This is a genomic window from Streptomyces sp. NPDC037421 (genome assembly GCF_055602105.1).
This window is the reverse complement of record NZ_JBVJWV010000002.1, coordinates 363,359-386,716: the sequence shown is the minus strand read 5'-3', so window position 1 is coordinate 386,716 and position 23,358 is coordinate 363,359. Positions and strand designations below refer to the sequence as shown.

The 23,358-nt window shown below is 72.8% G+C and carries 19 protein-coding genes; 7 read left to right on the top strand and 12 right to left on the bottom strand.

Annotated features, from left to right (window positions below; translation table 11 throughout):
* The first annotated feature begins 115 nt into the window (after nt 1-115).
* Entirely contained in the window at nt 116-1,243 is a 1,128-nt protein-coding gene (locus ACZ7IF_RS05220; RefSeq protein ID WP_470963264.1) for an agmatine deiminase family protein, read from the top strand.
* 20 nt (nt 1,244-1,263) lie between these two features.
* Here ACZ7IF_RS05220 and ACZ7IF_RS05215 read toward each other — a convergent pair whose 3' ends face one another.
* The 7 genes from ACZ7IF_RS05215 to ACZ7IF_RS05185 form a co-directional block, all read right to left on the bottom strand.
* Nucleotides 1,264-1,746, bottom strand: a complete 483-nt coding sequence (locus ACZ7IF_RS05215) for a VOC family protein (RefSeq protein ID WP_470963262.1) — start codon at nt 1,744-1,746, stop codon at nt 1,264-1,266.
* 117 nt (nt 1,747-1,863) lie between these two features.
* Complete coding sequence (locus tag ACZ7IF_RS05210) at nt 1,864-5,427, bottom strand: bifunctional glycosyltransferase/CDP-glycerol:glycerophosphate glycerophosphotransferase (protein ID WP_470963260.1); 3,564 nt, start codon at nt 5,425-5,427, stop codon at nt 1,864-1,866.
* A gap of 185 nt (nt 5,428-5,612) precedes the next feature.
* Nucleotides 5,613-5,984: a hypothetical protein gene (locus tag ACZ7IF_RS05205; RefSeq protein ID WP_470963257.1), complete on the bottom strand. Its 372-nt coding sequence runs from the start codon at nt 5,982-5,984 to the stop codon at nt 5,613-5,615.
* 87 nt (nt 5,985-6,071) lie between these two features.
* On the bottom strand, nt 6,072-6,533 hold the full coding sequence (locus ACZ7IF_RS05200) for a roadblock/LC7 domain-containing protein (protein ID WP_470963254.1): 462 nt from the start codon (nt 6,531-6,533) through the stop codon (nt 6,072-6,074).
* An 86-nt stretch (nt 6,534-6,619) separates the two neighbouring features.
* On the bottom strand, nt 6,620-7,399 hold the full coding sequence (locus ACZ7IF_RS05195; protein ID WP_470963251.1) for a transcriptional regulator: 780 nt from the start codon (nt 7,397-7,399) through the stop codon (nt 6,620-6,622).
* Nucleotides 7,396-7,791, bottom strand: coding sequence for a hypothetical protein (locus ACZ7IF_RS05190; protein ID WP_125814369.1), 396 nt, complete (start codon nt 7,789-7,791; stop codon nt 7,396-7,398). Before ACZ7IF_RS05190 ends, ACZ7IF_RS05195 begins: the two co-directional genes overlap by 4 nt.
* A gap of 250 nt (nt 7,792-8,041) precedes the next feature.
* A complete protein-coding gene (locus ACZ7IF_RS05185) occupies nt 8,042-8,605 on the bottom strand; it encodes a TetR/AcrR family transcriptional regulator (RefSeq protein ID WP_470963248.1) in 564 nt (187 codons plus the stop codon).
* 139 nt (nt 8,606-8,744) lie between these two features.
* Here ACZ7IF_RS05185 and ACZ7IF_RS05180 point away from each other — a divergent pair, with 139 nt between their 5' ends.
* A complete protein-coding gene (locus tag ACZ7IF_RS05180; RefSeq protein ID WP_470963245.1) occupies nt 8,745-9,992 on the top strand; it encodes an RsbRD N-terminal domain-containing protein in 1,248 nt (415 codons plus the stop codon).
* Here ACZ7IF_RS05180 and ACZ7IF_RS05175 read toward each other — a convergent pair.
* On the bottom strand, nt 9,916-11,850 hold the full coding sequence (locus ACZ7IF_RS05175; RefSeq protein WP_470963242.1) for an APC family permease: 1,935 nt from the start codon (nt 11,848-11,850) through the stop codon (nt 9,916-9,918). The two genes, ACZ7IF_RS05180 and ACZ7IF_RS05175, sit on opposite strands and share 77 nt — an antisense overlap.
* A gap of 176 nt (nt 11,851-12,026) precedes the next feature.
* Here ACZ7IF_RS05175 and ACZ7IF_RS05170 point away from each other — a divergent pair, with 176 nt between their 5' ends.
* Nucleotides 12,027-12,446: an SHOCT domain-containing protein gene (locus ACZ7IF_RS05170; protein WP_470963239.1), complete on the top strand. Its 420-nt coding sequence runs from the start codon at nt 12,027-12,029 to the stop codon at nt 12,444-12,446.
* Nucleotides 12,447-12,486: 40 nt separating this feature from the next.
* Here ACZ7IF_RS05170 and ACZ7IF_RS05165 read toward each other — a convergent pair whose 3' ends face one another.
* Nucleotides 12,487-12,942, bottom strand: coding sequence for a (2Fe-2S)-binding protein (locus ACZ7IF_RS05165; protein ID WP_470963236.1), 456 nt, complete (start codon nt 12,940-12,942; stop codon nt 12,487-12,489).
* A gap of 18 nt (nt 12,943-12,960) precedes the next feature.
* Nucleotides 12,961-15,192 (bottom strand): xanthine dehydrogenase family protein molybdopterin-binding subunit, encoded by a 2,232-nt coding sequence (locus ACZ7IF_RS05160; RefSeq protein WP_470963233.1) that lies wholly within the window; start codon nt 15,190-15,192, stop codon nt 12,961-12,963.
* 298 nt (nt 15,193-15,490) lie between these two features.
* Between ACZ7IF_RS05160 and ACZ7IF_RS05155 the strand changes: the two genes are divergently transcribed.
* Together ACZ7IF_RS05155 and ACZ7IF_RS05150 are read left to right on the top strand one after the other, a co-directional pair.
* Nucleotides 15,491-15,739 (top strand): SCO4226 family nickel-binding protein, encoded by a 249-nt coding sequence (locus ACZ7IF_RS05155; protein WP_470963230.1) that lies wholly within the window; start codon nt 15,491-15,493, stop codon nt 15,737-15,739.
* Nucleotides 15,740-16,022: 283 nt separating this feature from the next.
* Nucleotides 16,023-17,447, top strand: coding sequence for a PP2C family protein-serine/threonine phosphatase (locus ACZ7IF_RS05150; RefSeq protein ID WP_470963227.1), 1,425 nt, complete (start codon nt 16,023-16,025; stop codon nt 17,445-17,447).
* Between the two features lie 151 nt (nt 17,448-17,598).
* On the opposite strand, the gene ACZ7IF_RS05145 is transcribed toward ACZ7IF_RS05150, so the two are convergent.
* Nucleotides 17,599-19,092, bottom strand: coding sequence for a DNA-binding protein NsdB (locus ACZ7IF_RS05145; RefSeq protein WP_362467350.1), 1,494 nt, complete (start codon nt 19,090-19,092; stop codon nt 17,599-17,601).
* 231 nt (nt 19,093-19,323) lie between these two features.
* On the opposite strand from ACZ7IF_RS05145, the gene ACZ7IF_RS05140 reads away from it, so the two are divergent.
* Complete coding sequence (locus tag ACZ7IF_RS05140; protein ID WP_470963224.1) at nt 19,324-20,448, top strand: aminoglycoside phosphotransferase family protein; 1,125 nt, start codon at nt 19,324-19,326, stop codon at nt 20,446-20,448.
* Between the two features lie 235 nt (nt 20,449-20,683).
* A complete protein-coding gene (kstD, locus tag ACZ7IF_RS05135; RefSeq protein ID WP_470963496.1) occupies nt 20,684-22,465 on the top strand; it encodes a 3-oxosteroid 1-dehydrogenase in 1,782 nt (593 codons plus the stop codon).
* On the opposite strand, the gene ACZ7IF_RS05130 is transcribed toward kstD, so the two are convergent.
* A complete protein-coding gene (locus ACZ7IF_RS05130; protein WP_469112751.1) occupies nt 22,462-22,962 on the bottom strand; it encodes a hypothetical protein in 501 nt (166 codons plus the stop codon). The two genes, kstD and ACZ7IF_RS05130, sit on opposite strands and share 4 nt — an antisense overlap.
* Nucleotides 22,963-23,358: the final 396 nt, after the last annotated feature.

Here is a 23,358-nt window from a genome sequence, read left to right as displayed (position 1 = left end):
ACGTATCCCCCCCCCCCCCCCCCCCCCCCCCCCCCCCCCCCCCCCCCCCCCCCCCCCCCCCCCCCCCCCCCCCCCCCCGGCCCGCCCCCGCCCCACCACCAGAAGGAGAAATGTCATGCACCTGCCACGCATGAGCCGGCGCGGTTTCGGTGCCGCCGCCCTCACGGCCGCCGCGTACCCCCTCTTCGGCGGCCCGGCCCCCGCGTTCGCCGAGGACGCGCAGGCCAAGGGCGGCGAGCGCCGGCACGCCCCCGCCGAATGGGAGCCGCACTCCGCCTGCGTCATGGCCTGGCCGTGGGACAGGAACGTCGGCTGGGGCGGGCTGCTCACCGACGTCCAGGGCGAGATAGCGGGCATCGCGCAGGCCGTCGCCCGCTTCGAAACGGTCGTGATGGTCGCCGAACCGGGCCAGGCGGCGCAGGCCCGGGCCCGCTGCGGCGACTCGGTCACCGTCACCGAGTACCCCGTCAACGACTGCTGGGCCCGCGACACCGGCCCCGTCTTCACCGTGAACGACGCGAGGACCCGCTCGGCCGGCCTGGACTTCCGCTTCAACGGCTGGGGCGGGAAGTACCCGTACGACAAGGACGACTTCCTGCCCGCCGGCGTCTGCGCGTACCTGGACGTCCCGCGGCAGCCCGTGGACATGGTCCTGGAGGGCGGATCCGTCATCACCGACGGCCAGGGCACCCTCATCACCACCGAGGAGTGCCTCCTCGACCCCAACCGCAACCCGGGCATGACCCGCGCGCAGATCGAGGCCGCGCTGCTGGCCTCGTACGGCGCGAGCAAGGTGGTCTGGCTGCCGTACGGCCTGGCCGGCGACGACATCACCAACGGGCACGTCGACCTCGTCGCCTCCTACCTCGGCCCGGCCAGGCTGCTGCTGCACACCCAGCCCGACCCCGCCAACCCCAACCACGACCGGATGGCCGCCAACAAGGCGGTGCTGGACGCCGCCACCGACGCCGGCGGGCGTCCCTTCGACATCGTGGAGATGCACCATCAGCCGCAGTTCCGGCACAACGGGCTGACGGTGCGGACGTTCAGCTACACCAACTACTACGAGACCAGCGGCAACGTCGTCGTACCGACGGCGGGCGAACCGGCCGACGCCCTGGCGCTCGCCCAGTTCGCCACGCTCTTCCCGGGCCGCCAGGTGGTCGGCGCCCCGGCCCGCAACCTCGCCTGGGGCGGCGGGGGCGTCCACTGCGTGACGCAGCACGTTCCCCGCGTGCGCTGACCGGCGAGATCCGAAGACGCCTAGCCGGCGTCGGCCGCCCGGCGCATCTCGGCCACGTCCAGCTTCTTCATGCCCAGCATGGCGGCCGTGGCACGGGCGGCACGGCCCGGGTCCTCGTCGCTGATCAGGTCGATGGCGCCGGGCGGGATCACCTGCCAGGAAACGCCGAACCTGTCCTTGACCCAGCCGCAGGCGGACTCCTGGCCGCCGTCCCCGGTCAGCGTGCCGTAGTAGTAGTCCGCTTCCTGTTCGTCGGAGCAGTGGATCTGGAAGGAGATGGCCTCGCTGAAGTGGAACTCGGGGCCGCCGTTGAGCGCGACGAACTTCTGTCCGTTGATCTCGAACTCCACGACCAGCACCGACCCGGCCGGGCCCGGGCCCGCCTCGGTGTACCGGCCGGTCCGCAGGATCCGGCCGTCCTTGAAGACGGACAGGTAGTAGTCGGCGGCGGCTTCCGCTTCGCCGTCGAACCACAGGCACGTGGTGAAACCCTGGGTGGTCATGACTGCCTCCGGGCGGGTGGGTGAGGGGGCTGGAACGCCGTCCCTCACATACAGACCGGTCCCGCGCCCGAAACTCATCGGGGGCGCGGGACCGGTCCGTACGTTCACCCGTAAGGGCTACATCCCGAGCATGCGGTCGACGACCAGCTCGGCGGCGCGGCCGTCATCGAGGTCGCAGAACTCCGCGCGGAACGCGGCCCGCGCGTCGGCGTACTCGGCGCCCAGGGCGTCCGCGTCGCGCACGGCCCCGATCAGGCTCGCCGAGTCCGCCAGCAGCGGGCCGGGGGCCTTCTCCTCCAGGTCGAAGGTGAAGCCGCGCAGGGTGTCGCGGTAGTGCTCCAGGTCGTACGTGAACAGCAGGATCGGCCGGTCGGTCAGCGCGAAGTCGAAGAGCACGGACGAGTAGTCCGAGATCAGGACGTCGGCGACGAGCAGCAGGTCCGTGGTGTCGGGCCAGCGCGAGACGTCGACGACGAAGCCGTCGCGCACGCCGTCGCGGAGCTGCTCGGTCACCCGGTAGTGGCCGCGGACCAGCAGGACGTGGTCCTCGCCCAGCTCTCGGCGGGCCGCGTCCAGGTCGATCCGCAGGTCGAGCTTGTAGCCGCCGGAGAACCCTTCGCGGTTCTCGCGCCAGGTGGGCGCGTAGAGGACGACCTTCTTGCCCTCCGGCAGGCCGAGCCGCCGCCGGACCTCCGCGATCCGCTCGGCGTCCGGGCGCACGAGGGCGTCCGTGCGCGGGCTGCCGACCTCGATGACCTCGCCCTGGTAGCCGAGGGCGCGCTTGAGGACGGGCGTGGCGTACGAGCTCGGGGAGGCGAGCAGCGTCCACTGGGCGCTGTCGTGCTCCAGGCCCTCCAGCACCTCGGGGCTGGTGTAGTAGTCGTGCGTGTAGTCGTAGCCGATCTGCTTGACCGGCGTCCCGTGCCAGGTCTGCACGACGGTCTGGCCCGGGCGGCGCAGGAAGTGCGACGGCACGCTGTCGTTGACGACGTAGTACCGGGCGCGGGCCAGCACCTCCCAGGCCTCCAGGCTGTCGTACTGGACGGCGCGCGCGGTCGGCGGGACCTCGGCCCGGCCGTCGCGGACCAGCCAGACGTGGTCCAGCTTCTCGCCCCGGCGCACGAGCTCCTCGTGGATGGCGCGGGGGGAGTCGCCGGCGCCGTGGCCCTGGAAGGTGTCGTAGACGACCATGTCCTTGACCGGCAGCCGGCGCTGGGCCGGGTACGTCTCGTCGCGGGCGATGCGCTGCGCGTGGCGGGAGCGGTCGTGCGGGCTCAGCAGCGGGTCGCTGACGAGGACCATGCGGTCGCGCAGGCGTGCCTCGACGCGCATCCGGCGGCCCAGGACCGTGACGGCGTGCGGACCGGAGTTCAGGGCGGGCGCGATCAGCTGGACGGGCGCGCCGCGGTCGATGCCGAGGAGGCCCGCGGTGGTGCCGCCCTGGGCGACCGGGCGCAGGGTGGGCCACCAGCGGCCCGCCGGGATGGTGGTGCGGCCGGCGTACGGCTCGGGCAGCACGGGCTGGAAGGAGGCTTCGAAGCGGTCGCCGTCCCGGGTGACGGGGTAGCAGAACTCCGTGCCGTGCTGGTCGTGGAAGACCAGTTCGTACGCTTCGCCGGCGTGGGCGTCCGGGGCGTGGAAGGTGCCGCCCAGGGTCAGGGTGCCGTCGCGCGCGGTGACGGTGTCGACCAGCGGCGGGGAGGGCTGGACGGAGAGGACGAGGTGTCCGGTGGTCCCGCGCTTGGCGAAGACGGCGCGCTCCCCCGCGGTGCCGGGCAGCGGTGCGACGAGGCCGGTGAAGCCGCCGCGCTCGTCGTGGGCCAGGGGGTGGCGGGTGCCGTCCGCGCGGACCACCGAGAGCTCCCACGGCTCGGGGCTCCAGCCGCCGGGCTTCGTCTCGACGGCCGGCACGGCGGCCAGCTCGGCGAGCGGGACGACCGCGGTGAAGGAGGTCCGGCCGCCGGCCGCGGCGGCACCGGTGGTCAGCGGCACGGTGACGGCGGTGCCGGTGCGGGCGTGCTGGGCGTGCAGGGTGGCGCCGGCGCCGACCTCGGCGGCGAGCTCGCCGACGAGTTCCAGGGTGCCGTCACCGCGGCGGACGTCCAGGACCCGGGCCCGGACGACCTCGACGTGGACGGTGAGGGAGCCCGCGACGGTCGGCAGGATGCGGACGTCGGGGGTGGCCCAGTGGGCCGGCGGGGCCATGCCGCTGTCGTGCTCGCCGCCCTTGAGGCGGGCGCGGTGCAGTCCTCCGGCGCCGGTGACGGCGATGGAGGTGGTCCATATGCCGTCGTGCCACTTGCCGCCCGACTGGAAGACGGTGGGGTCGACGACGGCGGTGAACCCGGCCCAGTCGGCGTGCCGCAGGGCGAGGTGCGGGGTGTTCACCGTGGCCATCGGGGAGGCGACGGTGCGGGCGCTGACGACGTTGCGGCGGCGCTTGCCCTGCTCGCGGAAGACCAGCATCTTGCGCGAGCCGAGACGGCTCTCGGCGCCCATGTGCCCGGGCAGGGCGTAGCCGCGCAGCAGGAGCTTGCCGTCGCTCCAGACCGCCTGCTCCAGGCGGCTGACGACGCGGCGCTCGCGCGTGCCGAGGGTCAGCAGCTTGGGCGGCACCGGCGCCTTGAGGAAGGGGTAGTCGGCCTGCGGGCGGGCCAGTCCCTTGACCGGGACGCTGTAGCTGAAGTCGCTCTGGTGGCGCGTGAGGGCGATGAACTCCTCGACGCGGCCCTCGCGGGCCAGGTAGGCCTTGAGCCGGTCGGCGACCGTCAGCTCGGACCACGGCTCGGTGCCGATCTCCCGGACGAGGCCGCCGACCTCCTTGACGAAGGCGGCGCGGAAGTCGGGGCCGCCCTCGCCGACGTACTTGTAGATGAGGGGCAGTTCCTCGCTGAGCACGTTGTGGTCGTAGTCGCGCAGGTAGCGGGCGTACTTCTCGCCGGACTTGGCGAGCAGGGCCTCGCGGACCAGCCGGACCGAGGTGACGCGGTCGATGACGGAGACCGGGTCGGTGGAGCGCTGGGTGATGGAGCGCTCGCCGGTCTCGCGGACCCGCCAGTGGTAGACGACGTCGCTGATGACGTCGACGCTCTCGGCGAAGTAGTGCGCGGGGATGCTGACGGGGGCGTCCTCGTAGAGGATGCCTTCCGGGTACTGGAAGCCGTGCTCCTCCCAGAAGCTGCGGCGGTAGACCTTGTTCCACGCGGTGCGGTCGGTGACCAGCGCGGGGAACTTCGAGATGTGGGTCTTGGGCCGGTCCTTCGCGAATGCGACCCGGTGGCCCCACGACTGCTGCATGCCGACGGACCGGAAGCGGGTGACGTTGCCGGCGGCGAAGTCCGAGCCGGTCTCGTCGAGGGAGTCGATCATCCGCTGGTAGGCGTACGTCGGCATGGTGTCGTCGCTGTCGACGAAGGCGATGTACTCGCTGCCCGGCGTCGCGTGACGGAAGCCTACGTTCCGTGCGGCGCCGAGGCCGGCGTTCTCCTGCAGGACCACCCGGAACCGTTTGTCACGCTCAGCGAAGGCCTTGGCGATCACCGCACTGGTGTCGGTGGACCCGTCGTCGACGATCACGACCTCGAAGTCGGCGAACGTCTGGGCTGCTATGGATTCCAGGCACTCGTCGAGATAGAGCTCGACGTTGTAGACGGGTACGACGATGCTCAGGCGCGGGGGCATGGGTGACGGGTTCTCCAGCGGTTTTGGCTTTGTCGACGGGCTCGAAGATCAGCTGATTACAGCATCTTACTCTGTAACAGGATGATAAAGTCCGCCCATCCCGGACATATGACCGAGGTCCGCCGGGGCGGACGGCAAAGAATTCCGCCGCCCGCCACCGCGCCGTCACGGCCCCGGGACCGCTGTCAGATGTCCAGATCGGCTTCGATCTTCTTCAGCTGGAGCCGGGCCATCGCGAGGTTGGCCCGGCTGCGGTCGAGCGCGAGGTAGAGGAAGAACCCCTCGCCACTGCGCCCCTTCAGCAGCCTGATCAGGTGGTACTGACTGCCGAGCGTGATCAGGATGTCCTCGATCTCGTCCTTCAGGCCCAGCATCTCCATCGTCCGGACCTTCGCCCGGACCACGTCCGTGTTGCCCGCGGCGGCCACCGAGAGGTCCAGGTCCTTGTTCCCGCCGACGGTGCCCAGGGGCATGCCGCTGCCGTAGTCGACGAGGGCCGCACCGAGGGTGCCCTCGATGCCGGCGGCTTCCTTGAGAGCGGTCTCCACGTTGATCATGGGGTTCTTCCTCTTTCTGCAGGCGCCCGTACCGGTACGGGCCGGATGATTTGCTCTTGCGTATCGCTTGTTTGCTGTCGAAGAAGGTCAGGGACGGTCCGGCTCGCGGCCGGGGGGCGCGGCGCCGGCGGGCGGCGCCTCGGGGCCGCGGCGGCCGAGGCTGTGGTCTATGAGCTCGGTGATGCGCAGGGTGGAGCGCCGTGCCTCCAGATGGAGGCGGCCGACGTTGACGCGCGGCTCGGCGATCAGGGTGAGCACGGCCGCGTCCCCCGCGGCGTAGGTGGCGACGTATCCGTGCTCGCCGCGTACGAGCAGCTCGCGGAAGCCGCCCTGCCCGGTGCAGTCGCTGAGCCGCTGGGCGACGCCGAGGGCGGCCGCGGTCAGGGCCGCGAGGGGCTCGGCCTCGGTGGCGGCGCTCTCCTGGGCGAGCACCAGGCCGTCGGCGCTCGCGGCGAGCACGCCGGTGAGCTGGGGCACGCGCGCCCGCAGCCGCCGGAGCTCGGCGCGTATCTCTGCTTCGGCCTCTGCGGGCACCATCGGGGGGCTCATGTCGGCCTTCCTCTCTTCGGGCCGCCTCTCCTCGGGCTGCCTCCGCTCGGAGCGGTCGGCTCGCAGAACCGGTCGCAGCGGGAGCCTCACAGGCTTGCCTCCAGTGCGTCGCGTAACCGGCGGAGCAGTGCCACGTCCGGGGGTTGGACCTGGGTCATCCAGTCGGGCAGGGGTTCGGGGGGCGGCGGCGCGGGGGCCGGCGCGGCCGGGTGCGGGGTCTCGACGAGGCCGGCCGCCGCGAGTCTTCGCACCTCCAGCAGCGTGTGGAAGGCGGGCCGGCCCAGCACCCACGCGAGGTCGGCGGGGGTCCGCACGCCGTCCGCCTGTTCGAGCAGGAGCCGCTGGCGGGCGGTGACGGTCTGGCCGGGCGCGGCCGGGCGCGGCACCACCGGGCATATGTCGAGCAGCGGGTAGGGCCACACCGAGTCCAGCAGTTCGCGGCGCCGGCAGGTCTCCCGTTCCACGGCGGCCGCCGGAACGGAGCGGACGGAGCCGATCCAGTGGGTGGCGCCGCGGCGGAACCGCGAGGGGCCGCTGCCGGGGGAGAGCGCGAAGAAGGCCGCGTCGAAGATCGCCGCGAGGTGGCAGATCTCCAGTTCGCCGCCGGCCAGCCGGCCGTTGTCCACGAGGAAGCGGCCGACCTGGCGGCGGGCACCGGCCTCGTTCACGGCCTCGGTCCAGCGCTCGGGGGCGAGGCCCCCGCCGGTGGTGAGCAGGACGTCGAGGCCCGGGGTGGAGGGGCTCTCGGCGTGCACGACGCGGCCGTCCTCCAGGAAGAGCGTGCCCCGGTCGCGCAGCAGGGCGCCGGTGGCGCGCTCGGCGGCGAGCCGGGTGAGCAGCGGGGAGACGGCGGTGACGGCGGTCATCTCAGGACCAGTCCTTCGGCGAGGGCGCGGAGTCGGTGCCGGGCGAGGGCGAGGTTGCCGTCGGTGCGGTCGAGCCACAGGTGCAGGAAGACGCTGCTGTCGAAGCTCGTCTCGACGAAGCGGAGCACGTGGTAGCCGCTGCGCGTGGTGACGATCAGGTCTTCCACGGGCGGGCCGGGGGCGCCCGCGTCGTCCGGGCCGGGCGCGAAGGACTCGTACTCGGCTGCCGCCCGGGCCAGTTCCGCGGTCTCGGCGGCCGTGGTCTCATGGTCTCCGACGGGCGAGTCCCCGGCGGTGCCCAGGGCCAGTCCGCTGCTCCAGTCGACGAGCGCGGCGCCCCGCGCACCGGGCAGGGCCATGGCTTCGAGCAGGCATTCGTCGATCCCAGGCACGCGGGCTCCCCTCCCGGCCGGACGTGCTGGTCGCACGGTCGTACGGCGTGACAGGAGGGAACTTACTCAAGTTCCACACTGCGGAAGGGGGTTCTGGCATTTTCCGCTGGAACATGCGCGGTACCGCTCGACAGCTTGGCCGGAACCCGTTTGTTTTTGATCAAGACTGTAAATCCGACGCCCGCCGCACCCCCGCCGAACAGCCGTCCTGCCGAATGCGGGTTCCGGCGCTCCCCCGCCGCCGCGTCAGTCAGCCGGCGGGCCGCTCCGGGAGCAGGCGCTCCACCATCACCCGGAGGAGGTCGTCCACCGGGTGGGCTTCGAGCAGGGCGGGGATGGTGAGGTCGTCCACGATCAGGCCCTGCATCGCGAAGTAGACCAGTGCCACGCCGGCCCGGTCCCCGGGCAGGCCCGCGTCCAGGTGCCAGGCGATGTTCTCCTCCAGCTCGGCGGCGAGGAAGGCGGACAGCTCCGCCTGGAGCTCGGGCCTGCGGGTGGCCTCCAGGCGCAGCTCCAGCACGGCGGTGTGGACGCTGCGCTCGCGGCGGATCCGGCCGAGGAGGCGGCCGAGCAGCACCTCGGTGTCGAGGGGGCCGGCCAGCTCCTCGGGTCCGGGGGTGAGGCGTTCGCGGGTGCGGTGCAGTATCTGCACCAGCAGCTGGCCCCGGTTGGCGAAGTAGTTGGAGGCGGTGCCGGTCGGCACCCCGGCCTCGGCGTCCACGGCGCGCAGGGTAAGGCCGCGCGAGCCCTCGCGGGCCAGGACCTCGATGGCGGCGTCGAGGAGCGCGGCTCGGCGCTGCGGATTCTGGCGCATGGGCGTTCCCGGGGGTTGCGGCGGTAGGGGCGCGTGCTCGTAAGCACTGCATCCACAGTACTCTGCGCAGACCGGCGGACCGGACCACCGGACTCCGAAGCCTCCCCACGGCCCCGTCTCCCGTGTCACCCTGCCCGTCATGGACCGGATCATCGAGGAGATACGCGAGGACCTGAGCCGCCGGATCGCCGTCGCGGCGGACCGGCTCACCGACCGGACGCTGACCGAGGATCCCGCCTACGCCGCCCTGACCGGGCGGGCCGAGCTGCGCGAGCGGATCCACCACACCCTCCACCAGGCCGTCGAGGGCCTGGTCCGCAGCTCCCGGGGGCTGCCCGTCGAACTGGCCGGCGCCCGGGCCACCGGCGCCCTGCGCGCCGGGCAGGGGCTGCCGCTCGAATCCCTGCGGCGGACCTACCGGTACGGCGGGCGGCTGCTGTGGCAGAGCCTGACCGAGGCGGTCGCCGCGCACGACCGGGCGGCGCTGCCGCGGCTGCTGCCGGGGGCGGGCGCGCTGTGGGACGTACTGGACCAGATGACGGAGGCCGCCTCGGAGGCGTACCGGCTGGCCGAGGCCGAGCGGGGCGGGCGCGAACGCGAGCGCCGGGCCGCCCTGCTGGACGCGCTGTTCGAGGGCCCGGGCCCGGCGGCGGAGGCGGCGGCGCAGCTGGGGCTGCCGGAGCGGGGGCGCTTCGCGGTGGTCGCGCTCGGGCCGGCCGGCCCCGGCGGCCCGTCCCGGCCGGACGGCGGACCGGGCACGGGGCCCGGCTCCCCCCGGCTGCTCTGGCGGGTACGGGCCGACGGGGAGACGGGCCTCGCCGACCTGGGCCTCCAGCCGCTGGAGTCCCTGCGCGCGCTGCTGGCCCCGCTCGCCGTGCACGCCGGGGTCAGCCCGGTGGTCGGGACCCCGGCCGAGCTGGCCGGGGCCCGCCGGCTGGCGGTCCTCGCCCTGCGCACCGCCCCGCCGTCCGCCGCGCCGGGTACCGCCCTGCTGGACGAGCGGCTCCCGGCGGCGCTGGTGGCGGCCGATCCCGAACTCGCCGCCCGGCTGCGGCGGGTGGTGCTGGGGCCGGTGCTGGAGCTGCCCGCGGAGGACGCCAGGCTGCTGCTGACCACGCTGGGCACCTGGCTGACCTGCCAGGGCTCGACCACGCACGCCGCGCAGCGGCTGTACTGCCACCGCAACACCGTCTCGAACCGGCTGCGCCGGCTGGAGCGGCTCACCGGCCGCGCGCTCTCGGACCCGGCGCACGTGGTGGAACTGGCCCTGGCCCACGCGGCGGCGGCCCAGGCCCCCTCCCCCGCCGGGGCTACCGCCCCTGCGGCTCCCCATGCCGGGCCGACTCCAGCAGGTACGGCACGTCGATCACCGCGATCCCCGGGGTGAACAGCAGCCGCGCCTTCAGCCGCAGCGCGTTCTGGTTGTGCAGGGGCTGCTCCCACCAGTGCCCGACCACGTACTCCGGGATGACCACCGAGAGCGCGTCCGTCCCCTCGGCGGCCGCGGCCTCCTCGATGTACTCCAGGACCGGCCCGACGACCTCCCGGTAGGGGGAGTGCAGCACCTTGAGCGGGATGCCGGGGTCGTGCTCGGCCCAGGCCTCGCGCAGCTGCCGGGCGTCCTCCTCGTCGGCGGCGACGGACAGGGCGGTGAGGCTGTCGGGCCGCAGTGCCCGGGCGTAGCCGAGGGCCTTGAGGGTCGGGGCGTGCACGTTGGCGACGAGGACGACGACGTGGTGGCGGGAGGGCATGCGGGGTCTGGCCCCGGGGGCCACGGCCACCTGGCGGGCGACCCGGTCGTAGTGGCGGCGCACCCCCTTCATGCCGAGGAAGAGGGCGGGCATCGCGATGACGACCAGCCAGGCCCCGTGCGTGAACTTGGTGATCAGGACGATGACGAGGACCAGGGCCGTCATGACGGCGCCGACGGCGTTGATGGCGAGCCGGCGGTGGATGTGGACGCGTTCCGACCGGGGCGTGGCGGACGAGGCGAGTTCGCGCCTCCAGTGCCGGACCATCCCGGACTGGGAGAGGGTGAAGGAGACGAAGACGCCGATGATGTAGAGCTGGATGAGGCGGGTGAGCTGGGCGTCGAAGGCGACGATCAGCGCGATGGCGGCGAGCGCGAGCAGGACGACGCCGTTGGAGTAGACGAGACGGTCGCCGCGGTTGAAGAGCTGGCGGGGCGCGTACCGGTCCTTGGCGAGGATCGAGGCCAGCATCGGGAAGCCGTTGAAGGCGGTGTTCGCGGCGAGGATCAGGACGCCGGCGGTGACGGCCTGGAGCAGGTAGAAGAGGAAGTGCCAGCTCCCGAAGGTGGCGCGGCCGATCTGGGCCAGCGCGGTGGACATCGGGGTGCCGGGGGGCAGGCCCAGTTCGGTGGGGTCGGCGGCGGCGTGCACCTGGTAGGCCATGGCCAGGACGGTGATGCCGGCGAACATGGTCACGGAGAGCGCGCCCATGGCTGCCAGGGTGGTGGCGGCGTTCTCGGCCTTGGGCTTCCGGAAGGCGGGGACCCCGTTGCTGATGGCCTCGACGCCGGTGAGGGCCGTACAGCCGGAGGCGAAGGCGCGCATGGCGAGGAGCACCACGGCGAGGCCCGTGTAGGTGCCGGCGGCGGTGATCGGGAGGTGGGCGGACTCGGCCCGGATGGTGTCGCCGGTGGCGAGCCGGACGGCGGCGACGGCGAACATCACGTAGATGACGAGGACGAACCCGTAGGTGGGGATGGCGAAGACGCGCCCCGACTCCCGCACGCCGCGCAGGTTCATCAGGGTGAGCAGCACCACGAAGCCCACGGACAGGGCGACTTCGTGGTCGCTGAGGGAGGGGATCGCCGAGGTGATGGCGGCGACCCCGGAGACGACGGAGACGGCGACGGTCATCACGTAGTCGACGAGCAGGGCGCTGGCGGCCGTGAGGGCGGCGGCCGGCCCCAGGTTCTCGGAGCTGACGATGTAGGCGCCCCCGCCGCCGGGGTAGGCATGACAGGTCTGCCGGTAGGAGGCGACGACGACGACCAGCAGGAAGACGATGGCGGCGGCCGCGTACCAGGTGAGGTGGAGCAGGGCGACTCCGCCGAGGGCGAGGATCAGCAGGATCTCCTCGGTGGCGTAGGCCACGGAGGAGAGCGGGTCGCTGCAGAAGATCGGCAGCGCGAGCCGTTTGGGCAGCAGGGTCTCGCCCAGGCGCGCGGTGTCGAGGGGTTCACCGACCAGCACGCGTTTCGCATTGATTCGCCTCATCCCGGCATAATCATCCATTTCCACCGGATAGCAGGCACTATCGGGCTATGTCCCGGGGCGAGGCGTTACGCCGTACGGCCCAGTGGCGATCTTGCGGGGCCGCTGCGATGGTGATCGGGTCGGCCACCGCACGGTCTTCCCGAACCCGGCGGCCGCCCCGACGGAAGGAGACGGCCGTGCACGCAGCTGTCGACCTGGCCTACGACTACCCGGTGCTGGGCGCGTTCTGGACCGTGATGTGGATCTTCCTGTGGGTCATGTGGCTGATCCTGCTCTTCAGGGTCGTGGTCGACGTGTTCCGCGACCACGAGATGAGCGGCTGGGTCAAGGCCGCCTGGCTGCTCTTCCTCTTCCTGATCCCGTTCCTGGGCGTGCTCGTGTACGTCATCGCCCGCGGCAAGGACATGGGCAGGCGGGAGATCAAGCACGCGCAGGCGCAGCAGGAGGCGTTCAACACCTACATCCGGGAGACCGCCGGCTCGGCCACTCCCGCGAAGGCCGGCGCCGACGACCTGTTCAAGCTCTCCGAACTCAAGGCCAAGGGCGAGCTGAGCGAGGAGGAGTTCCAGAAGGCTAAGCAGAAGCTGCTGGCCTGACCGCAGCCCCCTCCCCCTCCCCGCCCCCGCGCCGCGGCCGTCACATCCTGGCGGCCGCGGCGCGGATGGCTTCGCGGATGCGGAAGTAGGTGCCGCAGCGGCAGATGTTGGCGATGGCGTCGATGTCCTCGTCGGTGGGTTCGCCGGTCCGCTTCAGCAGCGCCACGGCGGCCATGATCTGCCCGGGCTGGCAGAAGCCGCACTGGGCGACGTCCTGTTCGAGCCAGGCCTCCTGGACGGGGTGCAGCCGGTCGCCGTCGGCCAGCCCCTCGATGGTGGTGACCCGCTTGCCCGCGCAGGCGGACACGGGCACCACGCACGGGCGGACGTCGACGCCGTCGAGGTGGCTGGTGCAGGCCTTGCAGACGTCCACCCCGCAGCCGTACTTGGGGCCGGTGACGCCCAGCATGTCGCGGAGCACCCACAGCAGGGGCAGGTCGTCGGGGGCGTCGACGGTGACGCTCCGGCCGTTGACTATGAAGGTGTGCAGAGGCACGGCGGCGTACTCCAGCGGTCAGCGCGGATAGGGGGTGAAGTCGACGTCGAAGTCGAGGGGGAAGCTGCGGGGCTTGGAACCGGTGGCCCGGGCCCAGGCGTTGGCGATGGCGCCCACGGCGGCCGGCACCCCGAGCTCGCCCGCGCCGCCCGGCTCGCTGCCGGTGGCCGGGAGTACGAAGACCCGTACGTCACGCGGGGTGTCGCGCTGCTGCGCCCAGTGGAACTGGCTGTAACTGCCTTCCAGTGGAAGACCCTTGTCCAGGTGCAGCCCCGCCCGCAGGGTGGTGGAGATCGCGTCGGTGAGCCCGCCGATCATCTGGGCCTCCAGCCCGCGGGGGTTGACGGGCAGTCCCACGTCCACGGCGATGACCGCCTTGGTGACGCGGACGCGCTCCGGGTCGCGGGTGTCGATCTCCACCAGGCAGGCGGTGCGCGACTTGTACTCCTCGTGGAAGGCGATGCCCTGCGCGCAGCCGGCCGGCACGGCGCGGCCCCACTGCCCCTCGGTGGCGACCTTGTCGAGCACCGCGCGCTGCGCGTCGGTCTTGAGGAAGGTGCGCCGGAAGCGGTACGGGTCCTTGCCGGTGGCCGCGGCGAGTTCGTCCACCATGATCTCCTCGGCGCCGCGGGTGTTGGCCGAGTAGACCGAGCGCCAGGACCCGGTGGGGATGCCCGTCGGCACCTCGGTCAGGACCTGGGTGGTGAGCCCGAAGTGGTACGGGGACTTCACGGTGGTGAGGAACAGGGTCTGGGCGAGGGTGGCGTTGCCGATGCCGGAGGGCAGGCTGGCGGCGGTGGCGGTGATGATCTCGCCGAGTCCGTGCCGGAAGTCGGTCTCGGCGGCGGCCACCCGGTGCTCGAAGCTGAGGACCTCGCCGAGCAGGTGGGTGGCCCGGATCCGGTGGTGGGTGGCGGGGCGCATCCGCCCGTGCCGGGTGTCGTCCACGCGGGTCCACATGAGCTTGACCGGTCGGCGGCAGGCCTTGGAGACCCGGGCGGCTTCCAGGGCCGCGTCGAAGAACAGCCGCCTTCCGAAGGAGCCGCCGGCCTGGACCACGTGCACCTTCACCCTGTCCAGCGGCAGTCCGAGCTCGGCGGCGATGGTCTCCCGCGCGACGATGGGGGACTTGAGCCCGGACCAGATCTCGGCCCGGTCGTCCCGCACGTCGGCGACGGCCGAGTTGGTCTCCATCGGGGCGTGGCTGACGAAGGCGAAGTCGAACTCGGCGTCCACGTACGGGGTGAGCAGCGGCGGCACCAGCAGCGGCGGGGTGGCGGCGCGCAGCTTCGTACGGATCTGCGCGTCGGAGAGCTGGTCGGCCGGGCCGGGGCCCCAGTCGACCGTGAGGGCGGCCTTGGCGGTGAGGGCCTGCCCGAACGTTTCCGCGACGACGGCGACGCCGGTCTTGACGGTCACCACGTCCAGGACGCCCGGCATGGCCCGGACCGCCGCGAGGTTGCTGACGGCGCGGACGGTGCCGCCGACGGAGGGCGGGCGGCGCACCACGCAGGGCTTGGCGCCCGGTACGTCGAGGTCGAGGGTGTACTTCTGGGCGCCGGTGACCATGGCGCGGGCGTCGATCCGCCGGGTCGGGGTGCCGATGAGGGCGTGCCGGGCCGCCGGCTTCGGGGAGGCGCCGAGGACGAGCAGGCCGGGCGAGGCGGCGGCCGCGGAGAGGCTGCCGTAGCCCGCGGTGCGGCCGTCGGGGGCCCGTACGGCGCCGTTCGCGGTGGTCAGCGCGGCGGCGGAGAGGCCCCAGCGGGCGGCGGCCGCGGCGACCAGGCGGGCCCGCGCGGTGGCGGCGCACTGGCGGACCGGCCCGTAGAGCGAGCGGATCGAGTTGGAGGAGCCGGTGAGCTGGTTGAACAGCAGCTCGGGGCGGGCGTCGTCCAGTTCCACCCGGACCGTGTCCAGCGGCGCGTCCAGCTCCTCCGCGACCAGCATGGCCACGGCCGTGGTGAGGCCCTGGCCGACCTCCTCGCGCGGCAGCCGGAAGCGGACGGTGCCGTCCGTCTCCACGGCGAGCGCCAGCAGGGCCGAAGTGGGTGCGCCGGCCAGGATGAAGAGGTCGCCCAGGTCCACGATGTCGGCGATGGCGGGCAGGGTCGGTATCACCGCGTGCGCGGCCTGGGGGGCGAGCAGGTCGGCCCCGGCCCGGGTGACCAGGGCCAGCGTGGGCGCCGCGACGAGGTGGGTCAGGAAGGAGCGGCGGCTCCGCCCCGTCGGGGCGCTGCTCTGTTCGGTCATCTGGTCGTGTCCCCAACGCTCCCAGGGTCCGCGGAACGGACCTCCCCCGGCTCATTACCGACACGTAGGGTAGCGATCACCGGGAGAGGTGGGAAGCGCGGTGCGGAACGGGGTCCTTCGTTCGAGTGGTGCCCCTGACGGGCCGATGACCGCGGCGGCGGACGGGATCCGGGGTGCGGGCGGCTCGTACACGTCGACCGTACGATCGACCGCCGCCCGCCGGAGGGCCCTTTTCCGGCCGCGGGCGCACGATGGAAGCAGACCCGTACACGTCGCGACACGTGAGGAGGTGTTCGCGGTGGCCAAGTACATGGATGTCCACCACGGGATGAAGGGCATCACGGCGGACGAGCTGATGGCCGCCCACCGGGCGGACCTGGCGATCCAGGCGGACGAGAAGGTGCAGTTCGAGCGGGCCTGGGCGGACCCCGCCTCCGGCGAGGTCTACTGCCTGTCCGAGGCCCCCTCGGCGGACGCGATCCGCCGGATCCACGAGCGCGCGGGACACCCCGCCGACGAGATCCACCCGGTGCCGCTGACGGTGTGACGGAGCGGTGGACTCCGGCCGGATACGGCGTGAACGCGGCCCGGAGCGGGCAGGAACGGCGCAGGAACGACAACCACGGCTGACCGGAAATGTTCGTACGGACGGGAGGTAACCGGGAGGCCTTCGGCATATGCCCCGAGCAAGACCGTTACGGATGTTGCCAAACGCCTTACAGGCACTCTGCGGCTGTGCCACAGTCGTAGTCGGTCCACAGCCGTCACCGGTCGTCCTCCGGGACCTGGCCGAGCCGCGTCTGTATCGCCGCGCCTGCATCGGAGTCATCATGCCGTCCCACCTGTACGCGGACCGTCCCGCGCAGCCGCCCGAGCCGGGATCGGTGGACGCACTGATCTCGCAGACCCGCCGGCTGCGCGGCGAGGTGGACGCCGTGCGCCGCGACACCGTCGTGGACGACGACGACGCCCAGGGCCGCTGGCAGCGGGCTCTGTGCGACCTCGCCGTGCACCACCTCGACGACCTCGGCCAGCACCTCGGCCAGCTCAAGGAGGGGCTGCCGCCCGCTCCCGAGCCCGCCGAACTCCCCCTGGCGGCCCCGGAGGCCACCCAGGAGGACCGGCAGACCCGCGTCGGCAGCGCCGAGTGGAACCTGCTGACGGACGAGGTCACCTGGTCCGAGGAGCTCTTCCAGATCTTCGGGCGGCCGCCCGAGGCGGGCCCGCTGCCGCTCGACGAGCTGGGCTCCACCCTGTTCTCCGAGGACCAGCCCCTGATGACCTCGATGGTCACGGACTGCCTGGTCGACGGCAAGCCCATAGACGGTGAGTTCCGCATCGTCCGCGCCGACGGGCGGGTCCGGACGCTGCACATGAGGGGCGAGCCGGTGCTCGACTCCGACGGCTGCACGGCCTCCATGTGGGCGGTGCTGCGGGACGTGAGTGAACTGCGTCGGAGCCAGCGGGCGGTGCGCGAGTCACGGGACTCGCTCCAGCGCCAGCGGGAGATCGCGCAGACCGAACACCGGCTGGCGGTCGAGCTGCAGGAAGCCGTGCTCCCCCCGTGGCGCGGCTCCCTGCGGTTCCCGCACGAGAACGCGGGCACGATGGACGTGGCCGCGCACTACCTGCCCTCCGCGACCAGCGCGCTGATCGGCGGCGACTGGTACGACGCCCTCGAACTGCCCGACGGCCGCTCCCTGCTGACGGTCGGCGACCTGACCGGGCACGGGGTGAGCGCCACCTCCGGGATGGCGATGATGCTCGGCGCCCTGCGCGGGATGGCCATGGCCGGGATCGAGCCCGGACCGCTGATGGGCTGGCTCAACCAGCTGCTGGAGACCTCCGTGCAGCCGGCCCTCGGCTCGGCCGTCTGCTGCCGGTACGACCCCGCCCGCCGGGTGCTCTCCTGGGCCCAGGCCGGGCACCCCGCGCCCCTGCTCTTCCGGCGCGGCCAGGGCCGGGCCCTCCAACCCCCGGAGGGGGTGCTGCTCGGAGCCACCTCCGGAGCCGTGTACGGGCAGGCCGAGGAACGGCTCGAACTGGGCGACGTACTCGTGCTGCACACGGACGGACTGACCCCGCGGAGCATCGAGTTCAGCCGGGCGGACGGTACCGAGCGGCTGCTGGCGCTCGCGCCGAGGTTCTCGGAGGCCCGGTCGGCGCGGGACTGCGTACGGATGGTCACGGAGGAGTTCGGCGAGAGCGAGCGGGAGGACGACGCCTGCGTCCTGGTCGCCCGGATCGGCGGCTGACGGCGGTAGGGAAGTCCGGGCATTCCAGGGGCCGCGCCGGTGAGGCACGGCCCCTCCTTCGCTGTCGTTTCCGGCCCCCTGCCGTGCCCGTCCGGCGCGCGGCGACACCTGACCCCTAGGGGGTGTCCGGCCCTGATCCGCCGGACACCCCCTAGACCTCCGCTCCGCGGGCGACGGGGGCGGGGCTGTTGGGGAGGGCCAGCTTGATCTCCTCGCGCAGGTCCCCGATGCCCGCGTACCCGGCGTACTGGCCGGTCAGCCGGTACATCTCGCGGAGCCGGTCCCATGTCCGGTGCGAGGACGTCTCGTTCATCGACACCAGCGCGAGGCGGGCGTAGCGGTCCGCCTGCTCCGGGTCGTCCGCGATGAAACAGGCCGAGGCCATGGAGATGTAGTCGAAGATCTGCGAGCGCTGGTAGCCGTCTCCGCGCAGCCGCAGCGCCTCCCGCGCGTGCCGTGCCGCGATGGGCGCCGCCGAGGCGTCGTGGTCGGCGAGGGTGCGGTACGCGAGGGCCTGCATGCCGTGCAGGTCGGCCTCGTCGAAGTGCTGCATCCACGAGGGCGGCGGTACGTCGCCCTTGTCGGACACGAAGAGGTCCTCGGCCTCGCCCAGGGTGCGGCGCATGGCCTGGCCCTTGCCCATGGCGGCCTGGGCCCAGGCCTCGATGGTGTGCAGCATGGCGCGGGTGCGCGGCAGGGTCTGCTCGCCGGAGCCGGACTGCGCCAGCTTCATCAGGTCCAGGGCCTCGTTCGGCTTGCCGAGGTGGACCATCTGGCGGGCGGCGCGGGAGAGGGCCTCGCCGGCGCGGGGCCGGTCGCCGCCCTCGCGGGCCGCGTGCGCGGCGATGACGAAGTACTTCTGCGCGGTCGGTTCGAGGCCCACGTCGTGCGACATCCAGCCCGCCAGCACCGCCAGGTTGGCCGCCACCCCCCACAGCCTGCGCTGGAGGTGGTCCGGGTGGTGGTAGGCCAGCATGCCGCCGACCTCGTTCAGCTGGCCCACGACGGCCTTCCGCTGGAGCCCGCCGCCTCTGGAGGCGTCCCAGGCCCGGAATACCTCGACGGAGCGCTCCAGGGCCTCGATCTCCTGGGAGCCGATGGGCGCGGCCTCGTAGCGGTCGTAGCCCGCCGGATCGGCCTGGTAGGGGTCGCCGAAGGTCTTCGCGTTCTTGGCGCCGGCGGGCTCGGTGTGCAGCCAGTCGTACATGGCGTTGCTGAGGGCTGAGCCGGCGGTGAGCGCGGCTCCCGCGCCCATCAGGCCGCGACGGTTGAGCATGAGGTCCATTCCCGTGAATTCGGTGAGGACCGCGGCTGTGCGTTCGGGCGCCCATGGCACTCCGTCGGGGTTCTCCTGAACCCCGTCCGGCTGCCGTTTGGTGGTGCGCCGCTGCCGTACGAACCCGAGGTCCTCGATGGTCACGACACGACCGAGCCGCTCGGTGAACAGTGCTGCCAGTACCGTGGGCACCGGTTCGCGAGGGGTCTCCCCCATGTCGATCCAGCGCCGCACCCGCGAGGTGTCGGTGGCCAGCTGGTGGTGGCCCATCGCGGCCGCCTGCCGGTTCACCATCCTCGCGAGTTCGCCCTTCGACCAGCCGGCCAGGCCGAACAGGTCGTTCAGACGGGTGTTTGGACCTTTGCTCACGTCAAGCCCCCAGGTTCTCGGCTGAGTTGACAGTAGCTGCCCGTCAGATGCCCAGCGACTATTCGCCAGGGTTCGCCACCCGCCGCCCCGTGGTTCGCCACCTGCGGGCGGGTGTCAGGTAGGAATGCGCCTCCCCGACCCGGTTCACCGGCGGAACTCCCCAGGGTGAAGTACGGGATCCGGCGGGGCGGCGTACGCACTCGTCGGCGCACGAAGGGAACCGTAAACGCCATGTACGCAGCAACGTCCTCCGTGTCCGCCCCGGTCCGCCAGCACCGCACCCTCCAGGCGGGGGGCGGCTCCTACCTCGAACCCGGCCGCCAGCCGGTACCGGCGCAGGGCGCCGTACGGGCACGGCGGATGCCGGGCGGCGGACCGCAGCCGCTCAGCGGAAGAATCGACCTGTCCGGGCCGCAGGGGGCGCAGCTGCGCACCGCGCTCGCGTCGGTGCAGCGCATCTGTCCGGAGTTCGCGCCGGTCCAGGTCCTGCGGCGCAGCGGCCGGTCGGTCCTCCTGGTGGGGACGACCGGACGGATGACCGCCGTGGCGAAGGTTTTACTGGACCACTCGCCCGAGTGGCGCGAGCGGTACCGGCACGAAATAGGGACGTACCGGACCTTCGTCCGGCACCGCCCGCCGGTCCGCGTGCCCCGGCTGATCGCCGCGGACCCGGAGAACTGCGTACTGGTGGTGGAACGGATGGCGGGCCGGGTCGCCGCGCTCCAGCGGCACCCGGTGGAGGCGCCGCCGCGGACCGACGTACGGGCCGCGCTGGGAGCGGTGTGCCGGGTGAACCAGTGGCGGCCGCCGGCCGATCTTTTCGGGCATCCGGTGGACTACGTGCGGCGGATCTCGCGTGACCACGAGCTGGGCCTGCTGACCGACCGGGACTTCGGCGACCTCCAGAAGCTGCTGCACGGGCTGCGGCCGGCGGGCATCCCGTGGCAGTTCAACCACGGGGACGCGCTGCTGTCGAACCTGCTGCTGTCCCCGGCCGGTCCGGTGCTCCTCGACTGGGAGCACGCCGGCTGGTACCTGCCCGGCTACGACCTCGCCACGCTGTGGACGGTACTGGGTGACGCCCCGGCGGCGCGCGGCCAGATCAGCCGGCTGGCGCAGTCGGCCGGCCCGGCGGCGCGGGACGCCTTCCTGGTCAACCTGATGCTGGTGCTGACGCGGGAGATCCGGATGTGCGAGACGGCGGTGCAGCGCTCCATGCTGGCGTCGGCTCCGGCCCAGCCGCTGCCGCTGGGCGCACTCTCCTCGGGGGAGGAGCAGCGCCTTCTGCTGCGCCGCCTGCACGACGACGCGGGTATGGCCCGTAGAGCGGTCCGGGCGGCGGTCGGCACCCGCTGACCGCCCGCCCGTCCGGCCCGTACGGATCCCGTGCGCCGCACACCCAGTGTGCGGGGCACGGGATTCGGCCTGTCCGGGGTCGGGGCGGTTGTGCGCGCGCGTGACTTGACTTCACATGATCCCGCGAACAGTTTCTCTGACTCGGCATCAGAAATGCCGGTTCGGCCCTCCCGTCCTCCCACCCCGCTGGAGCCCGTCCATGACCGAGGCCATACCCGTGACCGAGCCCCTGCCCATGACCGAGAGCCCCGACCGGCCGCGTCCCGCCCTCCCCTCCCGCCGGGCGGTCCTCGCCGGGACGGGGGCCGGGGTGCTCGCCGCCGCCGTGCTGCCGGGTGCGGCCGCTCGGGCCGCCGAGAGCCCGCTCGGCGAGTACGACGTCGTCGTGGTCGGCTCGGGGGCGGCGGGGATGACGGCCGCCCTGACCGCGGCCGAGCGGGGGCTGAGCGTGCTGGTGGTGGAGAAGGCCCCGACGTTCGGCGGTTCCGCGGCGCGCTCCGGCGCGGGGATCTGGCTGCCGAACAACTCGGTGATCCTGGGCGCGGGGGTGCCGGACACCCCGGAGAAGGCGGCGGCGTACCTGTCGGCGGTGGTGGGGCCGGAGGTTCCGGCCGACCGGCAGCGGGCGTTCCTGGACAACGGCCCCCGGATGCTGGACTTCGTGATGGCGAACAGCCCGCTGAGGTTCCGTTTCATGGACGGCTACAGCGACTACTACCCGAACCTGCCGGGCGGGCTGCCGAACGGCCGCTCCATCGAGCCGGACCAGATCGACGGCAACATACTGGGTGCCGAACTGGCGCGCCTGAACCCGGCGTACATGCCGGTGCCCGCCGGCATGGTGGTGTTCAGCCAGGACTACAAGTGGCTGAACCTCGCGGCGGTCAGCGCGAAGGGGCTCGCGGTGTCCACGGAGTGCCTGGCGCGCGGCACGAAGGCCGCGCTGCTCGGGCAGAAACCGCTGACGATGGGTCAGTCGCTGGCCGCGGGGCTGCGGGCCGGGCTGCTGCGGGCGCGGGTGCCGGTGTGGCTGAACAGCCCGCTGGTCGACCTGGTCCAGGAGGGCGGGGCGGTCACCGGGGTCGTGGTGGAGAAGGAGGGCGTACGGGGTGTCGTACGGGCCCGCAGGGGCGTGGTGATCGGCTCGGGCGGCTTCGAGCACAACGCGCAGATGCGGGCCCAGTACCAGCAGCAGCCGATCGGCACGCAGTGGTCGGTGGGCGCGAAGGAGAACACCGGGGACGGGATCCGGGCGGGGCAACGGGCGGGCGCCGCGCTGGCGTTGATGGAGGACGCCTGGTGGGGGCCGTCGATCCCGCTGCCCGGGGAGCCGTACTTCTGCCTGGCGGAGCGGACCCTGCCGGGCAGTCTGATCGTGAACCGGGCGGGCACCCGCTTCGTGAACGAGGCCGCGCCGTACAGCGACGTGGTGCACGTGATGTACGAGAGGGACCGCGGCGCGGCGGGCTCGCACATCCCGGCATGGCTGATCGTGGACCAGAACTACCGCAACAAGTACCTGTTCAAGGACATCCTGCCGACCCTGCCCTTCCCGGACGCGTGGTTCGAGTCGGGGGCGGCGCGGAAGGCGTGGACCTGGGACGCGCTCGCCGGGCAGATCGGGGTGCCGGCGGCCGCGCTGCGAGCGACGCTGAACCGCTTCAACGCGCAGGCGTGGAGCGGGAACGACGCGGACTTCCACCGGGGGGACACGGCGTACGACCACTACTACACGGATCCGAACGTGGTGCCGAACTCGTGCCTGGCCCCGGTCTGGGCGCCGCCGTTCTACGCGTTCAGGATCGTCCCGGGCGACCTGGGCACCAAGGGCGGTATCGTCACGGACGCCCGGGCGCGGGCGCTGCGGGCGGACGGATCGGTGATCCGGGGCCTGTGGGCGGCGGGCAACGCGAGCGCGGCGGTGATGGGCCACAGCTACGCGGGGGCCGGATCGACGATCGGGCCCGCGATGACGTTCGGCTACGTCGCGGCGAACGACATCGCGGACACGCCTTAGCCCTGCTGGAAGAGCTCGGCGGGGAGCGGCTTCAGCAGCGCGTAGAGGTCGTCGGTGATCGGGCGGTCCCAGCTGGCGATCGTCACGAGGACGTTGTCGCTGCGGTCGAACTGCACGCAGGAGATCCGGCCCTCGGAGAGCTTGACCTTGCGGACGATGAGGAGGTTGTCGCCCTGCATGACGGGGCAGTCCTCGGTCCCGGTGACCTCGACGTCCTCGTCGTTCTCCAGGGCGTCGAGGAGCTGGGCCACCTCGAAGGGGACCTGGCCCTCGGCGAGCTCGCGCGCCGGGGACCCCTCGGGAAGGTTCCCGATGATCATCGCGGGGCCGCGGCCGCCGAACAGGTCGTAGCGGAGGAAGACGCCCTGGCAGCTGCCGTCGGGCGCGGGCAGCAGCCCGGCCCCGAGGTTGCCCGGCCAGTCCCCCGGGTCCATGGCCAGGACGTCGAAGTCCGGGCCCGCGGGTGTGGCGGCGCGGTGGCGGCGGAGGAAGGACATGCCGCCATGGTACGTGGCCGCGCGGGTTTTCCGGCGCCGGGGGCTCCCTCCCGGCGCAGCGGGGCGCGGCGGCGGCGGGAGGGGGCGCCGGAGGAGTCCCGGGAGGGCCGGGGGCCGGGGCGTGAGGTCGCCGGAGGGCCGGGCCGGAGGACGGCCCGGGCTGTCGGACCTGCGGGTATGGGGCGGTTCCGCCGCGTACTCCTTACCAGTGGGGCGGGCCGGCTCGATGAGCTGCGGGCATGCGCCCTTTCCCGCCACAGGCCGCCGCACTGGCTGTATCTTGCTGTGCGTCCCCAACCGCCGGTCATCGATCGTTTTCGATTCGACAACGATCAGCCCGATGCTGGGGATCTTGTGGCCCGGGGGGACCTACCGTCGTCCCCGGTGCGCAGACGG